This window comes from Pseudomonas sp. CIP-10 (assembly GCF_020911845.1).
GTDB lineage: Bacteria > Pseudomonadota > Gammaproteobacteria > Pseudomonadales > Pseudomonadaceae > Aquipseudomonas > Aquipseudomonas alloputida.
On the sequence record NZ_CP087160.1, the window covers coordinates 1,287,373 to 1,304,878 of the forward strand.

Genomic DNA, 17,506 nt, shown 5'->3' on the forward strand with positions numbered 1-17,506 from the left:
GTCGTCTTCGTAAAGGTCTTCGCTCACGCGTTTTTCTCCAGCAGGCGCCAGCGCAGTTTTTCGCCAGCGCGCAGCGGGACTACGGTTTGCTCGCCAAATGGCAGGCTTTCCGGAGCGGTCCATTCTTCGCGGACCAGGGTAATGGTGTCGGTGTTCGCCGGCAGGCCATAGAAGGCCGGGCCGTGCAGGCTGGCGAAGCCTTCCAGCTTGTCCAGCGCGTTACGCTGCTCGAACGCTTCGGCGTACATCTCGATGGCCGCATAGGCGGTGTAGCAACCCGCGCAACCGCAGGCTGCTTCCTTGGCGTGACGGGCATGAGGTGCCGAGTCGGTGCCGAGGAAGAACTTCGGATTGCCGCTGGTGGCTGCGTCCAGCAAGGCCACCTGGTGAGTGTTGCGCTTGAGGATCGGCAGGCAGTAGAAGTGCGGGCGAATACCGCCGACCAGCATGTGGTTGCGGTTGTACAGCAGGTGCTGGGCGGTGATGGTCGCACCCACGTTGGCCGGGGCCTCGGTGACGAACTGCGCGGCATCGCTGGTGGTGATGTGTTCGAACACCACTTTCAGCGTCGGGAAGCGCTCGACCACACGGCGCATGTGCTCGTCGATGAAGCGCTTCTCGCGGTCGAACACGTCGATCTCGCTGCGGGTCACTTCGCCATGCACCAGCAGCGGCATGCCCACTTCCGCCATTGCCTCTATGGCCGGGAAGATGTTGTCGATGCTGGTCACGCCGGAATCGGAGTTGGTGGTGGCGCCGGCCGGGTACAACTTGGCGGCGTACACGAAACCGCTGGCCTTGGCCGCGCGGATGTCCTCGGGGCTGATGTTGTCGGTGAGGTACAGCACCATCAGCGGCTCGAAGCGGCTGCCGGCCGGGCGGGCAGCCAGAATGCGCTCACGGTAGGCGCCGGCCTCGGTGGCATTGCGCACCGGCGGCACGAGGTTGGGCATGATGATGGCACGGGCGAAGGTACGCGCCACGTCGCCAACGGTGTGGGGCAGGACGGCACCATCGCGCAGATGGATGTGCCAGTCGTCGGGGCGCAGGAGGGTCAGGCGATCGGACATTGGGGATTCCAGGCGGGTCGAACTCAAGCCCCAATCCTACCGGAAAACCCCGGGGCGAGCACGGCTATCAAGTTTTCCGGACAGCGTCCGATAGCCTGCAGGTAAGCCGTCAGAATTTGTGGAGCCGCCCGTGCGCCAGCGTTACCTAGCCCTGTTGACCCTGTTCGCCAGCCTGCCGGCCGGCGCACTGACTTTCCAGACGCGCATGGAGAACATTGCCTGGAAGGTCGAGGGTGACCAGTTCGAGTGCCGTCTGAGCCAGCCGATCGAAGGTTTCGGCAGCGGTACGTTCGTGCGTCGGGCAGGCGAGCAGCCGGTGTTCCAGCTGCGGTCGGACAGCAATGTACTGGGTGCCGGCACCGCCAGCCTGCTGGCTGCGGCAGCGCCGTGGCAACCTGGGCGTGGCGATATCAACCTGGGCAATGTGCGTATGGCCCGCAGTGGCGTGCTGTTCAGCTCCTCCCAAGGGCAGGCCAGCCGGCTGATCAACGGCTTGCTCGACGGGCGTAGCACCGTCGTGCGCAACTACACCGGTGAGGCGGGCAGGCCGATGGAGGTGCGTGTGCTGCCGGTCAGCTTCGCCAAAGCCTACAATGACTATCAGGTCTGTGCTGGCAAGCTGTTGCCGATGAACTACGACCAGGTGCGCCAGACCCAGGTGGGTTTCCCCGGGGGCGGTATCGAGCTGGATGCAGCAGCCAAGGCGCGGCTGGACGTGATCCTCGATTACATGAAAGCCGACCCGACGGTGAATCATGTCGAGCTCAATGGGCATTCCGACAACAGTGGCAACCGCCTGGCCAACCGCGACCTGTCACGCCGCCGCGCATTGGCCGTTGCCGATTACTTCAAGGCTAACGGTGTGCCGGAGGAGCAGATCACTGTGCGCTTCCATGGCGAACGTTATCCGCTCGCGAAGAACAACAGTGCGTCGAATCGGGCGCGTAATCGTCGGGTGAATATCGAGCTGGATCGGGTGGCGGTGGTTGAGAAACCGGTGGAAAAGCCGGTTGAGCAAGCGGCGCCGGTTGTTGCACCGGTATCAGGGCCTGTTCCAGCGGGGCCGGTTGCTGCACCTGCCTCGGGCGTTCCAGGGGCGAAGGCGCCCTGAGATCTGGTCGGTGCATGTCATGGGCTCGCATCAAGGCCGCCAGGGGTTCGTCACAACATTTTCAGCGCCTGTGAGATCGAGCGCCGCCAGGTGTCCGCCTCGACACATTCTGCGCCTGTGAGACCGAGCGCCGCCCGCGCGGCGCTTCGCGGGTAAACCCGCTCCTACGTTTGTTTCGGGCCAATTATGCCTGTGGGATTCGCGCGCGAACGCCTTGGTGCCTATCTCGATATCGCGTCGTACCAACAAGGCGGTCGCGCACGCCAGGCACAGGATGGACTGGCCCGAAACAAACGTAGGAGCGGGTTTACCCGCGAAGCGCCGCGCGGGCGGCGCTCGATCTCGCAGGCGCAGAATGTGTCGAGGCGGACACCTGGCGGCGCTCGATCTCGCAGGCGCAGAATGTGTCGAGGCGGACACCTGGCGGCGCTCGGTCTCGCAGGCGCAGAATGTGTCGAGGCGGACACCTGGCGGCGCTCGGTCTCACAGGCGCAGAATGTGTCGAGGCGGACACCTGGCGGCGCTCGATCTCACAGGCGCTGAACTCCTCAAGGCATGCACGCTGCGGCTCGACGCCCCTCCATGGTCCTCATGCCACATCCCGCAACCGACCGCCCGTCGCCCCTACGAAAGTTCCTGTCGCTTTGTCGTCAGAAGCTGTCGCCCCACTGTAAATTTATCCGCAACGCCGGTAGAATCGGTCCCTTTCCGTACAACCCCGTGGAGTGATGGCATGGCGGACGTAAAAAAGGTCGTACTGGCGTATTCCGGCGGCCTTGATACTTCGGTGATTCTCAAGTGGCTGCAGGATACCTACAACTGCGAAGTGGTGACCTTCACCGCTGACCTGGGGCAGGGCGAAGAGGTCGAACCGGCCCGTGCCAAGGCCCAGGCAATGGGCGTTAAAGAGATCTACATCGACGACCTGCGCGAAGAATTCGTGCGTGATTTCGTGTTCCCGATGTTCCGCGCCAACACCGTCTACGAAGGCGAGTACCTGCTGGGTACTTCCATCGCCCGTCCGCTGATCGCCAAGCGTCTGATCGAAATCGCCAACGAAACCGGCGCTGACGCCATTTCCCATGGCGCCACCGGTAAGGGTAACGACCAGGTGCGCTTCGAGCTGGGTGCCTATGCCCTGAAGCCAGGCGTCAAGGTCATCGCCCCATGGCGTGAGTGGGACCTGCTGTCCCGCGAAAAGCTGATGGACTACGCCGAGAAGCACGGCATCCCGATCGAGCGCCACGGCAAGAAGAAGTCGCCGTACTCGATGGACGCCAACCTGCTGCACATCTCCTACGAAGGCGGTGTCCTGGAAGATACCTGGACCGAGCACGAAGAAGACATGTGGCGCTGGAGTGTCTCGCCTGAGAACGCCCCGGACCAGGCTACCTACATCGAGCTGACCTACCGCAATGGTGACATCGTTGCCATCGACGGCGTCGAGAAATCCCCGGCCACCGTCCTGGCAGACCTGAACCGTATCGGTGGTGCCAACGGCATCGGCCGTCTGGACATCGTCGAAAACCGTTACGTCGGCATGAAGTCGCGCGGTTGCTACGAAACGCCTGGCGGTACCATCATGCTCAAGGCACACCGTGCCATCGAGTCGATCACCCTGGACCGCGAAGTCGCTCACCTGAAAGATGAGCTGATGCCAAAGTATGCCAGCCTGATCTACACCGGCTACTGGTGGAGCCCGGAGCGTCTGATGCTGCAGCAGATGATCGATGCTTCGCAGGTCAACGTGAATGGTGTGGTGCGCCTGAAACTGTACAAGGGCAATGTGACCGTGGTTGGCCGCAAGTCGGACGATTCGCTGTTCGATGCCAACATCGCCACCTTTGAAGAAGATGGTGGTGCCTACAACCAGGCAGATGCTGCTGGCTTCATCAAGCTCAATGCACTGCGTATGCGCATTGCCGCCAACAAGGGCCGTTCGCTGCTCTGATTGCTGGTGTGTGCGAAAACCCCGGCTCAGTCCGGGGTTTTTTTATGCCCGCGCAAAGGCGGGTCGTTCAACTTCGATGGCTCACATCATCGCCCTCAAGTGCGCTGATCGAAAGCTGCGCACATTGACGTCTCTCCAGATTGCAAAAGCGCCAGACTCGCGTTGGCTCGGGCGGTTGGGCAAGTGCGTGCAAGAGTTGCTGCTCCATCATGCGATAGGCGTCGGGGCCGGAGAACATGAACGTGACAGGCTCGCCCTGTACCGCCTCACGGGCATCATTGGAAATCGCGGGTGTGGCCACACTGTTCAGTGCTGGCGTGTTGGGCTGTGCTGTGCTGTCGGGTAGCGGGTTGTAGAACGACTTGTAATTGAAGTTGAGCGTCAGAAAGAACAGTGCCGTCAGAAAGAATGGAAAGCCTACCAGGAACCAGGTGTAGAGCTTTTGGCTGGACTCGCCGAGAAATGGCAGTGTGGCAAGGGCGGAGGCTTCGATGATCCCCGCGAAGATGGCAATGATCGTCAGCGGGGCGACAGGTTGTGCTTGGGTCATATGGGCCGTCTCCAGCGGTTTTGTCCATCTTTACCTTACTGCTGTACTCAACTAAAGGCTGGATTGTTTCCCAGGGGAGGAATGATCGTCAGAGAACCTCGTTGTATGGCTTTTTCAACGTGTTTGAATCGGAAGTTTTCCTCTGCTGAAGATCAGTATTCAACTGGTACGTTTATGTCTGCGGGTGGTACCGTTTCTTTCGGTAATAAGTAATTTGTTTGTTACAACCATAGTCATTATGTGTAGGAAGTTTCTGTAAGTTCTGTAGGCTTTTTCTGTCCATCGCTTTCGCTGGTAAATCGCCGCGCCAGCAAGCGTCCTGTCGGTTATCGTGGCGTGCCAAAGCAACAACAATGTATGGATATCGCATGAATAAAGTGCTTATCGTGGATGATCATCCGGTCATACGCCTGGCCGTACGCATGCTGATGGAGCGGCATGGGTATGACGTTGTGGCGGAGACTGACAATGGGGTAGCTGCGCTGCAGCTGACGCGGCAACACCTGCCGGATATTGTGGTGCTGGATATCGGTATCCCGAAGCTGGATGGCCTGGAGGTGATCGCCCGCATGGCGACATTCAGCCCGGGTAGCAAGGTACTGGTGCTGACGTCGCAGGCCCCCGGCAACTTTTCGATGCGCTGCATGCAGGCAGGGGCGGCGGGTTACGTGTGCAAGCAGCAGGAGCTTACCGAACTGCTCAGCGCTATCAAGGCTGTGTTGTCGGGTTACAGCTACTTCCCCAACCAGGCCTTGCATGCGTCACGTGGCAGGGGGGCGGGCAGCGAGACGGATATGGTGAATCGCCTGTCTGCGCGAGAAATGACGGTGCTGCAACAACTGGCGCGAGGGCGTTCGAACAAGGAGATTGCCGACAGCATGTACCTCAGTAACAAGACGGTCAGTACCTACAAGTCACGGCTGCTGCTCAAGCTCAATGCACGGTCATTGGTTGACCTGATCGAGCTGGCGCAACGGCAAGGTCTGAACTGATCGCCAAGCCTTGAAGCCTCCAGCCAGGAGGCTTTGCCAGGGCTATCGGTCCTTGACTACGGGACCCGCACTACAGGTCGTAATCGAAATCGGCCAACTGCTTTTGCAGGCGCCGTTCTTCCAGCATGTTGTCGATGGTGCGGCGTTTGCTCAGGTTGGTTTTTGCTGTTTCAACCTGTGGCTCCGCGTCATCGTCTGCGGCAACAAAATCATCATCGATCGACAGGTCGTCTTTATCGGTACTCATGAGTCGCTCCAAGCCAAGGGGCCATTGGCCGTCCTTATAACCAGAAAGCAGACGCTGGTAAAAAAGATTTTTTCAATCGACGTGAGTGGTTTTTGGCAATCGGCTCAATCGTCGGAGGTTTTGTGCTTGTACTCGCACAAATCTTCGATCCTGCAGCTGCCGCACCTTGGCTTGCGCGCCTGGCATACGTAGCGCCCGTGCAGGATCAGCCAGTGGTGGGCGTCGAGCAGGTAGTCCTTGGGTACAAACTTGACCAGTTTCTTTTCCACTTCCAGCACCGTTTTGCCTGGCGCGATGCCCGTGCGGTTACTCACCCGGAAAATATGAGTATCCACGGCCATGGCCGGTTGGCGAAACGCCGTGTTAAGCACCACATTGGCGGTTTTGCGACCGACGCCGGGTAGCGCCTCCAACGCTTCGCGGGTTTGCGGTACCTGGCTGTCGTGGCGCTCGATCAGCAGCCGGCACGCTTCTATGACATTCTTGGCCTTGCTGTTGTAAAGCCCGATGGTCTTGATGTATTCGCTGAGGCCTTCAACGCCCAGGGCATAGATGGCCTCGGGGGTGTTGGCGACGGGGAACAGGCGGGCAGTGGCCTTGTTGACGCCGACGTCGGTGGATTGCGCGGACAGTGTCACGGCGACCAGCAGTTCAAACGGGGTCGTGTAGGCCAGTTCGGTCTTGGGGTCGGGGTTGTCTTCGTGCAGCCTGCGAAAAATCTCCAGGCGTTTGGCGGCATTCATGAAATCAGGGCTTTCCTTGACGATGTGGGTGGGCAGGGCCCGGAAGCAGGCGATTGTACAAGGCCAACAGCAGTCCCAGCAGCAGTAGCGCACCGGGGGCGAGGCTGGCCAGGTGCAGCTCGGCATGGTCAGCCAGCCATTGGCGGCTGGCGCCCAGCAGCAGGCAACTGGCAAAGACAGCGCCGAGGTGCGTTGCGAGCAGGCGCCAGCGGTGTTGGTCAGGCAACAGGTGGTCACTGGCCAGGCATTGCAGGCACAACAATGCGGGATAGTGGCCCAGGGCAATGGCCAGCGGTAGCAGCCAGGCCCGCATGGCCAACTGCAGGCAACTGGCCAAGGCTGCCAGCAGCAGCAGGCTAGCCAGTACATAGGCCCAGCTGGCCATGTGTTTACGCAGTGGCGCCAGCAACAGTTGGTGCAGGCACCCCATCACTACTGCGCACAGGCCGATGGCCGCGCCTTCAGCCAGCGTTCGGGTGGCACCCAGCAGTGGCGCCAGGCTCATGGCCAGCAGGCAGAACCTATTCATGCGCGGCGCCCTCCAGCAATACACTACGCTGCTCGTCGAAATAGCTCAGCGTGTCTTGCAATGCGGCGATCACCGCTCGCGAGGTCACGGTTGCGCCGGCCAATTGGTCAAAGTCACCCTGGTCCCGCTTCAGTGCCCAGTGATCGCCCTGATCGCGGTTGTTGAACTGACTCAGCCAGTGCAATCGCGGATCTCCCAGGCGGTCGCCCAGCCCGGGGCTTTCCTGTTGTTCGACAACCTGGCTGCCGATCAGCCGGCCGTCCGTGGTGATGGCGACGCTCAGTACGATCGGCCCGGCATACCCCTGGGTCTGTGTGATCAGGATAATGGCGCTTGGCTTACCTGCCAAAGTGGCACGGTAAGCCGCCAGGATACGGCTGTTGGGCCTCTGTGCGGCGGGCCTTGGCAGCGGGCTATCCAGGGGCTGGTTGTCATAGCTACCGTCGGGCAGCACGGCCAGCCGCTGGCGGCTTTGCAGCTGCTTTTCAGCGCCGGCGATGGCCGGACCGGTCCACTGCCGCCAGGCCAGGGTGGCAGACACTGCCAATACTCCAGTCAGCAGCAGCAGGCCCACATCCCGAACCCCGCGCTTCATCGGGCTGCCTGCTGACGCTGCACAGCCATACGATCGAGCGCCGGTGCCAAAAGGTTCATCAGCAGGACGGCGAACGCGGTGCCATCCGGGTAGCTGCCCCATGTACGAATCAGGTAGATGAGCACCCCTGTCCCCACGCCGAAGCACAGCTTGGCCCAGTCGTCTCTGGGGCCGGACACTGGCTCGGTCGCAATGAAGAAGGCTGCCAGCATGGTCGAGCCGGAAAACAGGTGCAGCAAAGGCGAGCCATTGGAGTCCGACCCCGAACCGTTCCAGCCCAACAGGCTGAATACCACTAGCCCTGCCAGCAAACCTGCCGGCGCATGCCAACTGATCACCTTGCGTTGCATCAAGAACAGGCCGCCAAGCAGGAATGCCAGGTTGACCCATTCGCTGCCTGCCCCGCCAATGTTGCCAAAGCCTGGATGGCTGGCGAACAGCTCGTCGATGGTCAGGCTGCGGTTGTGGCGCAAGCCGTCGAGCAATGTCGGACGGGCCCAGGCATCGATCTGTTCGCCCCCAGCGAACACCTGCTGCACGCTGTCGAGCAGGCCTGGGGCCTGCCCAGGCCAATGGTTCATCTGCAACGGGAAGCTGAGCAGCACGAAGGCATAACCCACCATGGCCGGATTGAACAGATTTCGCCCGACCCCACCGTAGGCCTGCTTGCCGATACCGATCGCGACACTTGCCGCGATGACCGGCAGCCACCATGGCGCCAAGGTGGGCAGGGCGGCCGCCAGCAGCACGGCGGTCACCAGGGCGCTGCCGTCGTTTAGCGCCTGGCTCAGTGATTGGCTGCGCAGTGCCAGCAGCAATGCCTCGCACAGCAGCGCGGCGCTGGCGCACAGCAACAGGTTCAGCATCATGCCCCAGCCATGCAGCCACAACAGCGCCAGCAGTCCAGGCGTGCAGGCGAGCAAGACCAGGCCCATGCTGGTGCGTAGGCGCGGATCGGGGCTGCTCATTGGCCAAACATTCCGTTGAAACCGGAAAACGCCATGGCCATTACCCCGGCGCCGATCAATTCGATGGGCAGGCCGCGCAGCGCGTCGGGAATATCCGCGTGGGCGCTGCGCTGGCGCAGGTCGGCGAACACCATCAGCGCCAGCCAGAAGCCGCCACCCGTCAGCAAGCCTTGGAGCAGCATGGTTGGCCAGGTGCCGTCGTCGCTTGTCTGTTGCAGGGCCAGCCCAAGCACTGCTGCATTGCTCAACAGCAGCGCTGGCAACCCCACTACAGGCCAGGCCGGGCGCCACTTGGCCAATAGCCAGGGCAGGCCCCAGGCGAGCAAAGCCAGCCAGGGTAATAGCAAAAACAGGGCAAGATCGTGGATGTGCAACGGGGCAAGTACCGCGTGCACCAGCAACTGCGCGCCGATTACGCCCAGGGCGATGCACAGGGCGCAGGCCAGGCCGTGCACCTGCAGTTGCAGCCCGGAGAGTGGCTGTCGGAGCAGGCACAGGTGATTGATCAGTGCGGCGCTGATCAGGACCAGGATGTAGTCATTCATGAGATGACGATAGCCGGGAATCGGGGCGATTGTCCGGGTTTGGCATGAAGGGGCCTGCGTAATTGTGGGGGCGGGCAGGCCGCTCCCACAATGGCCCGCAGGGCGGTTACTTGATGCGCTGGCCTGGCTTGGCGCCGCTGTCCGGGCTCAGCAGGTAGATTTCTTCACCGCCAGGGCCGGCAGCCATGACCATGCCTTCGGACACGCCAAAGCGCATCTTCCGGGGTTTGAGGTTGGCTACCATCATGGTCAGGCGGCCTTCCAGCTTGGACGGGTCTGGGTAGGCCGACTTGATGCCGGAGAACACGTTGCGGCGCTCGTCACCAATGTCCAGGGTCAGTTGCAGCAACTTGTCGGCACCCGCCACGGCTTCAGCCTTGACGATCAGCGCCACACGCAGGTCGACGGCAGCAAAGGTATCGAACTCGATCTCTGCCGACAGCGGGTCCTTGGCCAGCTCGCCATTGCCCGCCGGGGCCTTGGCTTCGGCAGCCAGCAGGTCTTCCTTGCTGGCAGCGACCATGGCTTCGACCTTGGCCGGCTCGATACGGCTCATCAAGGCCTTGAACGGGTTAAGCGCGTGGTTTTCCAGGCGTGTCAGGTGGTCGTTCCAGGTCAGCGGGGCCACGTTGAGGAAAGCCTCGGCGTCAGCGGCCAGCACCGGCAGTACCGGTTTGAGGAAGATCACCAGCTGGCGGAACAGGTTGATGCCTTGGGCGCAGATGGCCTGGACTTCATCCTGCTTGCCTTCCTGCTTGGCCAGTGACCACGGTGCCTTGTCGGCGATCCAGGCGTTGGCGCGGTCGGCCAGTGCCATGATTTCGCGCATGGCGCGGCCAAAATCACGGGCTTCATAGGCTTCGGCGATGGAAGGTGCGGCAGCCAGGAAGGCTTCGGTCAGCTCAGGCGCGGCATCACCGCTGACCATCACACCTTCGTTGCCCTTGTGGATGAAACCGGCGCAGCGGCTGGCAATGTTGACGACCTTGCCGACCAGGTCGGAGTTGACCTTCTGCACGAAGTCTTCCAGGTTCAGGTCCAGGTCGTCGACGCCACGGCCCAGCTTGGCCGCATAGTAGTAACGCAGGTATTCCGGCTGCAGGTGATCCAGGTAGGTGCGGGCCTTGATGAAGGTACCGCGCGACTTGGACATCTTGGCGCCGTTGACCGTCAGGTAGCCGTGCACGTTGACCGCGGTCGGCTTGCGGAAGCCGGCGCCTTCGAGCATGGCAGGCCAGAACAGGGCGTGGAAGTTGACGATGTCCTTGCCGATGAAGTGGTACAGCTCGGCCTTGGAGCCTTCGTTCCAGAAGGCGTCGAAGTCCAGCTCCGGGCGGCGTGCGCAGAGGTTCTTGAAGCTGGCCATGTAGCCGATTGGCGCATCCAGCCATACGTAGAAGTATTTGCCAGGCTCACCCGGGATTTCGAAGCCGAAGTACGGCGCGTCGCGGGAGATGTCCCACTCCTGCAGGCCGGAGTCCAGCCATTCAGCCAGCTTGTTGGCTACCGCGTCCTGCAGGGTGCCGCTTCGGGTCCACTGCTGCAGCATGGCCTGGAAGTCTGGCAGCTTGAAGAAGAAGTGCTGGGAATCACGCAGTACCGGGGTGGCACCGGAGATCGCTGACTTGGGGTTCTTCAGCTCGGTGGGTGCGTAGGTGGCGCCGCATTTTTCGCAGTTGTCGCCGTACTGGTCTTCGGCCGCGCACTTCGGGCAGGTGCCCTTGATGAAGCGGTCGGCAAGGAACATGCCTTTTTCCGGGTCGAAGTACTGGGTCACCGAACGGGTGGCGATGTGCCCGGCTTCACGCAGGCGCGAGTAGATCAGGCTCGACAGCTCGCGGTTCTCTTCGCTATGAGTGGAGTGGAAATTGTCGAAGTCCACCAGGAAGTCGGCGAAATCGCTGCTGTGCTCGGCCTGGACGTTGGCGATCAGCTGTTCCGGGGTGATGCCTTCCTTTTCGGCGCGCAGCATGATGGCCGAACCGTGGGCGTCGTCGGCGCAGACATAGATGCACTGGTTGCCGCGCAGCTTCTGGAAGCGCACCCACATGTCCGTCTGGATGTACTCCAGCATATGGCCGAGATGGATCGATCCATTGGCATAGGGCAGGGCGCTGGTGACGAGAATCTGGCGTGGCTCGGACATGGTGGCTCGGCTACTTATCTGGCTACGGGGTAAAAATGAGGGTGATCGGCCACTATAAAGGGCTGGCGAAGATATTTCACCCCGCAAGCGCATCTGCTGACGATTGACGGGTTAGGATAGGCGGCTGTTTTACATTCAGTTTGCCAATGGGAGTCTCCATGAGTGCCGTCACCCGTGCCGCCGTTGAAGGCGTGCTTCGCCAGTACACCGACCCCTACCTGAACCAGGACCCGGTCAGCGCCGGCTGCGTGCGCGCCATCGATATCCAGGGCGGGCAGGTCAGCGTGCAGTTGCAGTTGGGTTATGCCGCAGGGCTGTTCAAGAACGGCTGGGCCCAGGTGCTGCAGACCGCCATTGGCAGCCTCGAGGGGGTCACTGGCGCCCAGGTTTCGATCGATTGCGTGGTGGCTGCGCACAAGGCCCAGGCCCAGGTGCCATCCATGGCCAACGTCAAGAACATCATCGCCGTGGCCTCGGGCAAGGGCGGTGTGGGCAAGTCGACCACCGCTGCCAACCTGGCCTTGGCCCTCGCCCGTGAAGGCGCACGGGTAGGTATTCTCGATGCCGATATCTACGGCCCCAGTCAGGGGGTGATGTTCGGCATCGCCGAGGGTACCCGTCCACAGATTCGTGAGCAGAAGTGGTTCGTGCCGATCAAGGCCCACGGGGTGGAAGTCATGTCCATGGCCTTCCTCACCGACGATAACACGCCGATGGTATGGCGTGGCCCGATGGTGTCTGGCGCGCTGCTGCAACTGGTCACCCAGACCGCCTGGGATGACCTGGATTACCTGGTGATCGATATGCCGCCGGGTACCGGTGACATCCAGCTGACCCTGGCACAAAAGGTGCCGGTGGTCGGCTCGGTGATCGTCACCACGCCACAGGACCTGGCGCTGCTGGATGCCAAGAAGGGCGTGGAAATGTTCCGCAAGGTCAACATTCCGGTGCTGGGTGTGGTCGAGAACATGGCCGTGCATATCTGCTCGAATTGCGGCCATGCCGAACACCTGTTCGGTGAAGGTGGCGGCGAGAAGCTGGCCAGCCAGTATGGCGTCGACCTGCTGGCGTCGCTGCCGTTGTCGATGCTGATACGTGAGCAGGCCGACAGCGGCAAGCCGACGGCGATCGCCGAGCCGGAAAGCCAGATTGCCATGGTTTACCAGGAACTGGCCCGCCAGGTGGGCGCGCGGATCGTGCTGCAGGAAGCTGCGGCGCCGGCAATGCCCAGCATTACCATCAGCGAAGACTGACGCATTCCCTGTGGGGCAACTGTCTTGCTCAATTTCTAAAAGCTGGCGCGATCCCTGTGGGAGCGGCCTGGCGTCGCGAAAGGGCCGCGCAGCGGCCCCAGGATCTCGGCATAATGCATAGATTGCTGGGGCCGCTTTGCGGCCCTTTCGCGACACAAGGCTCCACACACTTGCAATGCATGGCCTTCAGACAGGCATAAAAAAACCCGCCAGAAGGCGGGTTTTTTTGAAAGCTAGGAAGCTAGATCGACTTAGGCGATCTGAACTTCTTCAGCCTGCATGCCTTTCTGGCCGCGGGTAGCGACGAAAGTAACAGCCTGGCCTTCTTTCAGGGTTTTGAAGCCGTCAGCTTGGATGGCTTTGAAGTGCACGAACAGGTCATCGCCCGACTGAGGGGTGATGAAGCCGTAGCCTTTCTCATCGTTGAACCACTTAACAACACCGGATTGACGGTTGGACATTTTTCTGTCTCCTTGGACAATTTGATAACGGTCAGGAAAAACCCTGCCCGGGACTGAGCGCAAAGAGAGCAGAAAATTCAGCGATGGGCCGATCAGGATCGTGCATCAAACTAGAGATTCTCGGTGTCACGTGCAGCACAGTGGCAACACCTTACCCCACTTTCCGCAACCTGCCAATGGTCAGAAGACGCTTTAGGCAAATTCGGATCGGCGGCGGCTGCAGCCCCCACCCGGCGCGGGATGTGGGATGGAACTTTAACCTGGGCGCCGGGACCGGTAATATGCGCGTCACGATTTTCACCTCGCAACTCTTCAGGACACCCCGCCATGAGCATCAAATCGGACAAGTGGATTCGCCGCATGGCGCAGGAACACGGCATGATCGAGCCGTTCGTCGAGCGCCAGGTGCGCGGCGAGCAGGACAACCGCGTGATCTCCTTCGGCGTCTCCAGCTACGGATACGACGTACGCTGCGCCGACGAATTCAAGGTGTTCACCAACATCAACTCGGCCACCGTCGACCCGAAAAATTTCGATGCTGGCAGCTTCGTCGATATCAAGAGCGACGTGTGCATCATCCCGCCAAACTCTTTCGCCCTGGCGCGTACTGTCGAATATTTCCGCATTCCCCGTGACGTGCTGACCATTTGCCTGGGCAAGAGCACCTACGCCCGGTGCGGCATCATCGTCAACGTCACGCCGCTCGAGCCCGAGTGGGAAGGCCACGTGACGTTGGAGTTCTCCAACACCACCACGCTGCCGGCGAAGATCTACGCCAACGAAGGCGTGGCGCAGATGCTGTTCTTGCAGTCCGACGAAGAGTGCGAAGTGTCGTACAAGGACCGTGGCGGCAAATACCAGGGCCAGCGCGGCGTCACGCTGCCGCGTACCTGAGCCGACAAGCGCGGGGAATTACCCGCGCCTTTGGCACTCCAACGAAGTAACGCCGGTGTGCATGATGTACATCGGCTTTCGTCAGGAGCAGCCAATGAAACTCCATCCCGCAATCAGTGCCAAGCTGGCAGGCCTGCAGCCCAATCACGTAGGGTTGTTGCCCTGGTCACTGCTGGCGCACCCGCTGCCCATGCAAGCGGGGGGCGTGCCCCATCAACCTGACCCCGATACCCCGCAACCGCCGGAACCCGGTGAGACGCCTCCCATGGAGCCGGGTGAACCGACCTTGCCGGACGAGCCGCCTCCCGCCCCTGTCGCCTGAGCGTCGCTAAAGCGGCCAGACGCGGTCAGCGCCAGCCAGGTACAGCCGGCTGGCGCTGGCGGGGGTGATTTCCCACCCTCCGGTGAACTCACCGAATGCAGGTAGCAGGCTGACTTGCTCATCGATCACGAAGCAAGGCAGGCGCAAGCGCTGACGGGCCTTGCCGCGCAGGACGAAGACGGGGTGTACGTGGCCCGCCAGTACCGGGTGTGTGTGGTGGGGCTGCGGCTCGTGCTGCAGGGCAAAGGGCTCCAGAACCCAAGGCTCGTCCACGACCTGAATATCGAGCGAGGCGGGTGGATCGCCGGCGTTGCGGTCATGATTGCCGCGTATCAGCACTATTTTCAGTTCTTTGTGCCGCTTGCGCCAATCATCCACTTTGGCCAGCGTTGCCGGTGCACGGGCCGTGCGGGCATGCAGAAAGTCGCCCAGGATGATCAGTTGCTCACAGTCATGGGCGGCCAGCAGGCGATCGAGCCTGGCGAGTGTCGCCCCAGTCGTTCCACGTGGCACAGGTTGATGCAGGGCGCGGTAGCTGGCGGCCTTTCCGATGTGCACGTCAGCCACCAGCAAGGCGCGGCGGGCGGGCCAGTAGATGGCTTTGTCGGCAAGCAGCCAGAGCGCCTGCCCCCGGTGTTCGATGGGTTGGTAATTCATCCCGCGTCCGCCGCTTGTTCCAGTTCCGCCACCATCCGCGCAATGCGGTCTGCCAGCTTCTCGGTGCTCAATGTCTCGCGCATGCCTTCCACCAACAAGGCAAACGCCAGGGGCCCTGGCCGCTTCAACGCCCGCAGGTCCAGTTGCAACTCACTCATTTTTAGCAGTTGCCGATGCAGCCGTTCGATTTCCAGCTCTTCGCTCAATACTTCATCCCGCGCCTGGCCAAGCAGCAAATTCCCCGCGTCGTGCTTGCGAAACACCTCATAGAACAGCCCGCTGGAGGCCTGGATTTGCCGCGTGCTCTTCTGCGCGGCGGGATAGCCACCAAACACCAGGCCGGCAATCTGGGCAATTTCACGAAAGCGCCGCAGTGCCATTTCCCCGGCATTCAGGCTGGCCAGCACATCTTCCAGCAGGTCCGTGGTGCCGAGCGCTTGTGGCAAGTGCCTGGCCCAGTCCACCTGGGCAGGGCTGAGGAGTTCGAATCCGTAGTCATTGACGGCAATCGATACCGACAGTGGTTGTGCGCGGCTAACCCGCCAGGCAATCAGATTGGCCAAGCCCAGGTTGGCCATGCGCCCGGCAAAGGGATACAGGAACAGGTGCCAGCCCTGGCGGGATTTGAAGGTCTCGGCCAGCAGTGTGCCTGTGGTGGGTAAGGCTGACCACTGCGCCTGAAGCGCAAGCAGCGGGCGTACTGCCCGCATTTCCGGCCCGTCAAAGCGTTCATGGGCGGCAGCATCGAGCTGCTCGACCAGCGCCTCGGCCAGTTCGCTCGAGAGCGGCATGCGCCCGCCGTTCCAGCGCGCTACCGCAGCCTTTCGCGCCGTGCTGCGACGCACATAGGCCGTCATGTTTTCCACGCGCACCAGCTCCAGTACCCGCCCGGCAAATACCAGCGTATCGCCGGGGCGCAGGCGGGCGATGAACGCTTCTTCAACACTGCCCAGCGTTTTCCCGCCGCCGCCCTTGCTCCAGTATTTCAGTTGCAGGTTGGCATCGCTGACGATAGTGCCGATGCCCATGCGGTGGCGCCGTGCCAAGCGTTCGCTGGTAACCCGATAAACACCGTCGGCCTGGCGCTCGACGCGCTGGTAGTCCGGATAGGCGGTCAGTGAGCTGCCGCCGTGGCAGACGAAGTCCAGCGCCCATTGCCATTGGCTGTCGCGCAACTGGCGAAAGGCCCAGGTGCTTCGCACTTCGGCGAGCAGTTGCTCCGGGCGAAAACCGCTGCCCAAGGCCATGCTGACCAGATGCTGTACCAGCACGTCCATGCACAGGCGCGGTGAAAAGCGGGCTTCGATGTGGCCGGCTATCAGCGCCTGCCGAGCCGCCGCCGCTTCCACCAGTTCCAGGCTATGGGTGGGCACCAGGGTGACCCTGGAGCGTCGCCCAGGCGCGTGTCCTGAGCGACCCGCCCGCTGCATCAGGCGGGCGATGCCCTTGGCCGAGCCGATTTGCAGCACCCGTTCCACGGGCAGAAAGTCCACGCCCAGGTCCAGGCTGGACGTGCAGATCACCGCCTTGAGGCTGCCTTGCTTGAGGCTGCGCTCGACCCAGTCGCGGGTATCACGGGCCAGCGAGGCGTGGTGCAGGGCGATCAGCCCGGCCCAGTCCGGGCGGGCCTCAAGCAGGGCCTGATACCAGATTTCTGCCTGGGCACGGGTGTTGGTGAACACCAGGCTACTGGCACTGGCGTCGATCTCATGACTGACCTGGTCGAGCATCTTCAGGCCCATGTGTCCAGCCCAAGGGAAGCGCTCGATCGCTGTTGGCAGCAGGGTGTCGACTTGCAGTGCCTTGTCTTGCCGGCCTTGCACCAGCAGGCCGCCCTGGGGCAGCAAGACATCCCGTGCGTGTTGCAGATTGCCGAGCGTTGCCGACAAGCCCCAGGTCGGTAGGCCTGGGTGCCAATGCCGCAGGCGCGCCAAGGCCAGCTGCAGTTGTACCCCGCGCTTGTTGCCAAGCAGCTCGTGCCATTCATCCACTACCACCAGTTGCAGCGTGGCGAAATCCTCATGTGCCTGTGCCCGGGTCAGCAGCAGGGTCAGGCTTTCGGGGGTGGTGATCAGCACACTGGGTAGCCGCCGGGCCTGTCGGGCGCGCTCGGCACTGTTGGTGTCGCCGCTGCGCACCCCTACGCTCCAAGGCAGCTGGAGCTCATCAAGCGGCGCTTGCAACGCACGTGCGGTGTCGGCGGCCAGGGCACGCATGGGCGTCACCCACACCACCTGTATGGGGGCCAACTGGCGGCCCTGGGGCCTGGGCTTGAACGCACGTAGTGCAGCGAGCCAGACCGCATAGGTCTTGCCGGCACCGGTACTGGCATGCAGCAAACCGGACTCGCCCCGTTCGACGGCAGCCCATACGCGCCGTTGGAAAGCGAAGGGCTTCCAGCCGCGCTTGGCAAACCAGGCATTGGCGAGGTCGGTAGCAGCAGGCATGAGGCAGATGGCCCTCCGAAGGCTG

Annotated in this window: 18 protein-coding genes; 6 read left to right on the forward strand and 12 right to left on the reverse strand. The window is 62.0% G+C overall.

The annotated features are described in order from the left end of the window. Nucleotides 1–23: 23 nt before the first annotated feature. Nucleotides 24–1,070 (reverse strand): dihydroorotase, encoded by a 1,047-nt coding sequence (gene pyrC, locus LMH93_RS05780; RefSeq protein WP_003254943.1) that lies wholly within the window; start codon nucleotides 1,068–1,070, stop codon nucleotides 24–26. Nucleotides 1,071–1,200: 130 nt separating this feature from the next. On the opposite strand from pyrC, the gene LMH93_RS05785 reads away from it, so the two are divergent. Together LMH93_RS05785 and LMH93_RS05790 are read left to right on the forward strand one after the other, a co-directional pair. Then, nucleotides 1,201–2,181 carry a flagellar protein MotY gene (locus tag LMH93_RS05785; RefSeq protein WP_230064915.1) on the forward strand — a complete coding sequence of 327 codons (981 nt, stop codon included), beginning with the start codon at nucleotides 1,201–1,203 and terminating at the stop codon, nucleotides 2,179–2,181. Nucleotides 2,182–2,914: 733 nt separating this feature from the next. Further along, complete coding sequence (locus LMH93_RS05790; RefSeq protein ID WP_003254941.1) at nucleotides 2,915–4,132, forward strand: argininosuccinate synthase; 1,218 nt, start codon at nucleotides 2,915–2,917, stop codon at nucleotides 4,130–4,132. Between the two features lie 67 nt (nucleotides 4,133–4,199). On the opposite strand, the gene LMH93_RS05795 is transcribed toward LMH93_RS05790, so the two are convergent. Continuing rightward, nucleotides 4,200–4,682 carry a hypothetical protein gene (locus LMH93_RS05795; RefSeq protein ID WP_012051399.1) on the reverse strand — a complete coding sequence of 161 codons (483 nt, stop codon included), beginning with the start codon at nucleotides 4,680–4,682 and terminating at the stop codon, nucleotides 4,200–4,202. A gap of 368 nt (nucleotides 4,683–5,050) precedes the next feature. Here LMH93_RS05795 and LMH93_RS05800 point away from each other — a divergent pair, with 368 nt between their 5' ends. Continuing rightward, a complete protein-coding gene (locus LMH93_RS05800) occupies nucleotides 5,051–5,674 on the forward strand; it encodes a response regulator transcription factor (protein ID WP_003254939.1) in 624 nt (207 codons plus the stop codon). Nucleotides 5,675–5,744: 70 nt separating this feature from the next. Here LMH93_RS05800 and LMH93_RS05805 read toward each other — a convergent pair whose 3' ends face one another. The 7 genes from LMH93_RS05805 to metG form a co-directional block, all read right to left on the reverse strand. Then, on the reverse strand, nucleotides 5,745–5,921 hold the full coding sequence (locus tag LMH93_RS05805; protein WP_003254937.1) for a PA3496 family putative envelope integrity protein: 177 nt from the start codon (nucleotides 5,919–5,921) through the stop codon (nucleotides 5,745–5,747). Between the two features lie 104 nt (nucleotides 5,922–6,025). Next, entirely contained in the window at nucleotides 6,026–6,664 is a 639-nt protein-coding gene (gene nth, locus LMH93_RS05810; protein WP_003254935.1) for an endonuclease III, read from the reverse strand. Between the two features lie 4 nt (nucleotides 6,665–6,668). After that, entirely contained in the window at nucleotides 6,669–7,193 is a 525-nt protein-coding gene (locus tag LMH93_RS05815; RefSeq protein ID WP_003254934.1) for an Rnf-Nqr domain containing protein, read from the reverse strand. Beyond that, on the reverse strand, nucleotides 7,186–7,788 hold the full coding sequence (locus LMH93_RS05820) for an RnfABCDGE type electron transport complex subunit G (protein WP_230064916.1): 603 nt from the start codon (nucleotides 7,786–7,788) through the stop codon (nucleotides 7,186–7,188). The genes LMH93_RS05815 and LMH93_RS05820 overlap by 8 nt, the downstream gene beginning before the upstream one ends. Next, on the reverse strand, nucleotides 7,785–8,756 hold the full coding sequence (locus LMH93_RS05825; protein ID WP_230064917.1) for an RnfABCDGE type electron transport complex subunit D: 972 nt from the start codon (nucleotides 8,754–8,756) through the stop codon (nucleotides 7,785–7,787). Before LMH93_RS05825 ends, LMH93_RS05820 begins: the two co-directional genes overlap by 4 nt. After that, on the reverse strand, nucleotides 8,753–9,301 hold the full coding sequence (locus LMH93_RS05830; RefSeq protein ID WP_019750608.1) for an Rnf-Nqr domain containing protein: 549 nt from the start codon (nucleotides 9,299–9,301) through the stop codon (nucleotides 8,753–8,755). Before LMH93_RS05830 ends, LMH93_RS05825 begins: the two co-directional genes overlap by 4 nt. Before the next feature lie 106 nt (nucleotides 9,302–9,407). After that, nucleotides 9,408–11,447, reverse strand: a complete 2,040-nt coding sequence (gene metG / locus LMH93_RS05835) for a methionine--tRNA ligase (protein ID WP_003254925.1) — start codon at nucleotides 11,445–11,447, stop codon at nucleotides 9,408–9,410. A gap of 158 nt (nucleotides 11,448–11,605) precedes the next feature. On the opposite strand from metG, the gene apbC reads away from it, so the two are divergent. Beyond that, nucleotides 11,606–12,700: an iron-sulfur cluster carrier protein ApbC gene (apbC, locus tag LMH93_RS05840; protein ID WP_230064918.1), complete on the forward strand. Its 1,095-nt coding sequence runs from the start codon at nucleotides 11,606–11,608 to the stop codon at nucleotides 12,698–12,700. Between the two features lie 251 nt (nucleotides 12,701–12,951). Here the strand turns inward: apbC and LMH93_RS05845 are convergent, their stop codons facing one another. After that, a complete protein-coding gene (locus tag LMH93_RS05845; protein ID WP_003254922.1) occupies nucleotides 12,952–13,161 on the reverse strand; it encodes a cold-shock protein in 210 nt (69 codons plus the stop codon). Nucleotides 13,162–13,488: 327 nt separating this feature from the next. Between LMH93_RS05845 and dcd the strand changes: the two genes are divergently transcribed. Together dcd and LMH93_RS05855 are read left to right on the forward strand one after the other, a co-directional pair. Beyond that, nucleotides 13,489–14,055, forward strand: a complete 567-nt coding sequence (dcd, locus tag LMH93_RS05850) for a dCTP deaminase (protein WP_003254920.1) — start codon at nucleotides 13,489–13,491, stop codon at nucleotides 14,053–14,055. Nucleotides 14,056–14,149: 94 nt separating this feature from the next. Further along, the gene (locus LMH93_RS05855) at nucleotides 14,150–14,377 is read left to right on the forward strand and encodes a hypothetical protein (RefSeq protein ID WP_003254918.1); all 228 of its coding nucleotides are present in this window, start codon (nucleotides 14,150–14,152) and stop codon (nucleotides 14,375–14,377) included. A gap of 6 nt (nucleotides 14,378–14,383) precedes the next feature. Here LMH93_RS05855 and pdeM read toward each other — a convergent pair whose 3' ends face one another. Then, nucleotides 14,384–15,034 carry a ligase-associated DNA damage response endonuclease PdeM gene (pdeM, locus tag LMH93_RS05860; RefSeq protein ID WP_230064919.1) on the reverse strand — a complete coding sequence of 217 codons (651 nt, stop codon included), beginning with the start codon at nucleotides 15,032–15,034 and terminating at the stop codon, nucleotides 14,384–14,386. After that, complete coding sequence (locus LMH93_RS05865) at nucleotides 15,031–17,481, reverse strand: ligase-associated DNA damage response DEXH box helicase (RefSeq protein ID WP_230064920.1); 2,451 nt, start codon at nucleotides 17,479–17,481, stop codon at nucleotides 15,031–15,033. The genes pdeM and LMH93_RS05865 overlap by 4 nt, the downstream gene beginning before the upstream one ends. Between the last annotated feature and the right edge of the window lie 25 nt (nucleotides 17,482–17,506).